This window comes from Polaromonas sp. P1_G2, assembly GCF_056405515.1.
This window is the reverse complement of the sequence record NZ_JBFUBY010000381.1, coordinates 1-3,064: the sequence shown is the minus strand read 5'-3', so window position 1 is coordinate 3,064 and position 3,064 is coordinate 1. Positions and strand designations below refer to the sequence as shown.

Below are 3,064 nucleotides of genomic sequence, written 5' to 3'. Positions count from 1 at the left end.
ACCTCAAGCTGTGGAAATGGCTGGGCGACGCGCGCGGCGGCCACGGCACCGACCACAAGCTGTCGAACCGCCAGTACGAGAACCTGCTGCGCGAGAACTACGTCAACATCCGCCGTSTGCGCGAGTGGCGCGACATCCATTCGCAGCTCCATACCGTGGTGGGCGAACAGAAATGGGTGCTCAATGACAAGCCCGCCAGCTATGAGCAGCTGCACTTGTCCATGCTCTGCGGCCTGCTCGGCAACATCGGCTGCAAGAGCGACGAGGAAGACTGGTACCTGGGTGCGCGCGGCATCAAGTTCTACCGCCATCCCGGCGCGCGCCTGAGCAAAAAGCCGGGCCGCTGGATCGTGGTTGCCGAACTGGTGGAAACCACGCGCCTGTTCGGCCGCGGCATCGCCAATATCGACCCGGCCTGGATAGAGCAGGTGGCCGGCCACTTGCTGAGCAAACAGCTGCTGGACCCGCACTGGGAGAAAAAAGCCGCCCAGGTGACGGCGCTGGAGCGCGCCACGCTCTACGGCCTGGTGGTCTACAACGGCCGGCGCGTGAATTTCGGCCGCGTCGACCCGGTGACGGCGCGCGAGATTTTCATCCGTGAGGCGCTGGTCGCCGGCAACTGGGACACCAAACTGCCTTTCCTGGCCGCCAACCTGAAGCTGATCCAGCAGGTGCAGGACCTGGAGCACAAGGCCAGGCGCCAGGACGTGCTGGTCGATGAWGAACTGATTTACGCCTTCTACGACCAGCAACTTCCGGCCGAGGTGCACAGCGGCRCAAGCTGCGAGCACTGGTACAAGGAAGAGTCTAAAAAGCAGTCCAAGCTTTTGTTGCTGACCCGCGAGGAGTTGATGCGCCACGAGGCGGCCGGCATCACCACGCAGTCTTTCCCCAAAACTCTGCGCATGGGCGGCGTGGACTGCGTGGTGACCTACCTGCACGAGCCCGGCGATGCGCGGGATGGAGTCACGGTTGATGTGCCGCTGTTTGCGCTTAACCAGGTCAATGAAGAGCGCTGCGAGTGGCTGGTGCCCGGCATGCTCAAGGACAAGGTGCAGGCGCTGATCAAGACCCTGCACCAGCGCCCGCGCTCGCGCCTGGTGCCCTTGCCCGACACGGCCGCCCGCATGACGGAGCAGCTGCTGCAGCCCGAGGTGTTCGGCAGCGGCTCGCTGACGGATGCGGTGCTCAAGCTGGTGCGCGACGCGACCTCGCTGGACGTCAAGCGCAACGACATGAAGCTGGACATGCTGCCACCGCACCTTTTCATGAATTTCCGCGTGGTCGACGAACACGGCCGGCAGCTGGGCGCGGGCCGCAACCTGGGCGCGCTCAAGGGCGAGCTGGGTTCGCAGGCGCGMGGTGCTTTCCAGGCGCTGGCCGGGCTCAAGAACCTGGCCAAGGCGCCCGAACCGGCTGCCGGTTCTGCACCCGACAGGCCTGCAGCCCAAGCCGGGCGCGCACAGGCGGCGCCTGAAAAAAAACCGGTCAAGGTGGCCGAGCGCTACACGGGCTGGAGCTTTGGCGAGCTGCCGGAACTCATGGAGATTCGCAAGGGCTCGCAGACGCTGATTGGTTTCCCAGCCCTCATCGACCTGGGCGATGCGGTGACCATCGAGGTGTTCGATGAGCCGGATGCGGCGGCGGCCAAACACCGCGCCGGCCTGCGCCGGCTGTTCGCACTGCAGATCAAGGATGCGCTGAAGTACCTCGAGAAAAACCTGCCCGAGCTGCAAAAAATGGCCACGGCCTACATGCTGGTGGGCCGCGCCGCCGACAACTCGGGCGGCGGCACGCTGGAGGAACTGCGCGAGCAGATCATCGAGGTCGCGCTGGACCGCGCTTTCCTGCTCGATCCGCTACCCACCAACGAGGGCGAGTTCAAGAGACGCATTGACGACGGCCGCGGCCGCCTGACCCTGATCGCCAGTGAAGTGGCGCGGCTGGCCGCGGGCATCCTCACCGAATTCGCGGTGGCCCAGCGCAAGATCAAGGACAGCAAAAACGCCGCTGAAGCCGCTGCGGACGCCGCCCAGCAACTGCAGCGTCTGGTGCCCAAGCGTTTCCTGACGGCCACGCCTTACACGCAACTGCAGCATTTCGCACGCTACCTGAAGGCCATCACCTTGCGTCTGGAGAAATGGCGCGCCGACCCGGCACGCGATACCACGCGCCTGGCCGAACTGCGGCCGCAGGAGCAGCGCTACTGGCGCCTCGTGGCCGAACGCAAGGGCGCGGTCGATGCGCGCATGCAGGAGTTCCGCTGGCTGCTGGAGGAACTGCGTGTGAGCTTTTTTGCGCAGGAGTTGCGTACGCCGCAGCCGGTCAGTATCAAACGGTTGGAGAAAGCCTGGGCTCAACTCAATAGTTGAGGTCAGGCTTCTTTAGCGTCTTCAGCGGACAAAAAAATGGCCTTGCAACGCAAGGCCATTTTTCCTGGGGAGATCGTTGACTAGATGCGTCCCATCAGCAGCAGGATGACGAGGATCAGCACCACGAGGCCGATACCGCCGCTGGGCCCGTAGCCCCAGCTGCGACTGTGGCCCCAGGTGGGCAGGGCGCCGACCAGGATCAGGATCAAGACAATCAGCAGGATGAGCGAAATGGACATTTGGAAGCACTCCTAGTTATTGATGTGCATTCATTCTTGTCCGGTACCGGGGGCGGACAAGCAGGAGGAGGGCGTGTCCAACCGTCGGCAAGCACTGACAGCCTGCGCCTACAGGCCTACCGCTGATCTATACGCTGGTTATAGCTTTGCCAGGCGCTGCAGCGCGGTGTTCAAGGTCTCGTCTTTTTTGGCGAAACAGAAACGCACCACGCGCTGGTCGAAGCCGTTGCCGTAAAAAGCCGACAGGGGAATGGCCGCGACGCCGATCTCGGTGGTCAGCCATTTGCAGAATTCGGCTTCGTCGAGGTCGCTGACTTCGGAGATGTCGACGCACTGGAAGTAGCTGCCTTCGCTGGGCAGCAGCTTGAAGCGTGTTTTGGCCAGGCCGTCCCGGAACAGGTCGCGCTTGCGCTGGTAGAAGGCCGGCAGGTCCAGGTAAGGCTGCTCGTCGGC

Annotated in this window: 3 protein-coding genes; 1 reads left to right on the top strand and 2 read right to left on the bottom strand. The window is 63.7% G+C overall.

The window, feature by feature from the left end; all coding sequences use genetic code 11:
- Nucleotides 1-2,372, top strand: a 2,372-nt coding sequence (locus AC1D0P_RS23845; protein WP_477679008.1) for a DUF3418 domain-containing protein, incomplete at its 5' end; no start/stop codon positions are given.
- 80 nt (nt 2,373-2,452) lie between these two features.
- Here AC1D0P_RS23845 and AC1D0P_RS23840 read toward each other — a convergent pair.
- Together AC1D0P_RS23840 and AC1D0P_RS23835 are read right to left on the bottom strand one after the other, a co-directional pair.
- Nucleotides 2,453-2,611, bottom strand: coding sequence for a DUF3309 family protein (locus AC1D0P_RS23840; RefSeq protein WP_411880438.1), 159 nt, complete (start codon nt 2,609-2,611; stop codon nt 2,453-2,455).
- A 138-nt stretch (nt 2,612-2,749) separates the two neighbouring features.
- A partial coding sequence (locus tag AC1D0P_RS23835; protein ID WP_477679007.1) for an aminotransferase class I/II-fold pyridoxal phosphate-dependent enzyme occupies nt 2,750-3,064 on the bottom strand: 315 nt, incomplete at its 5' end.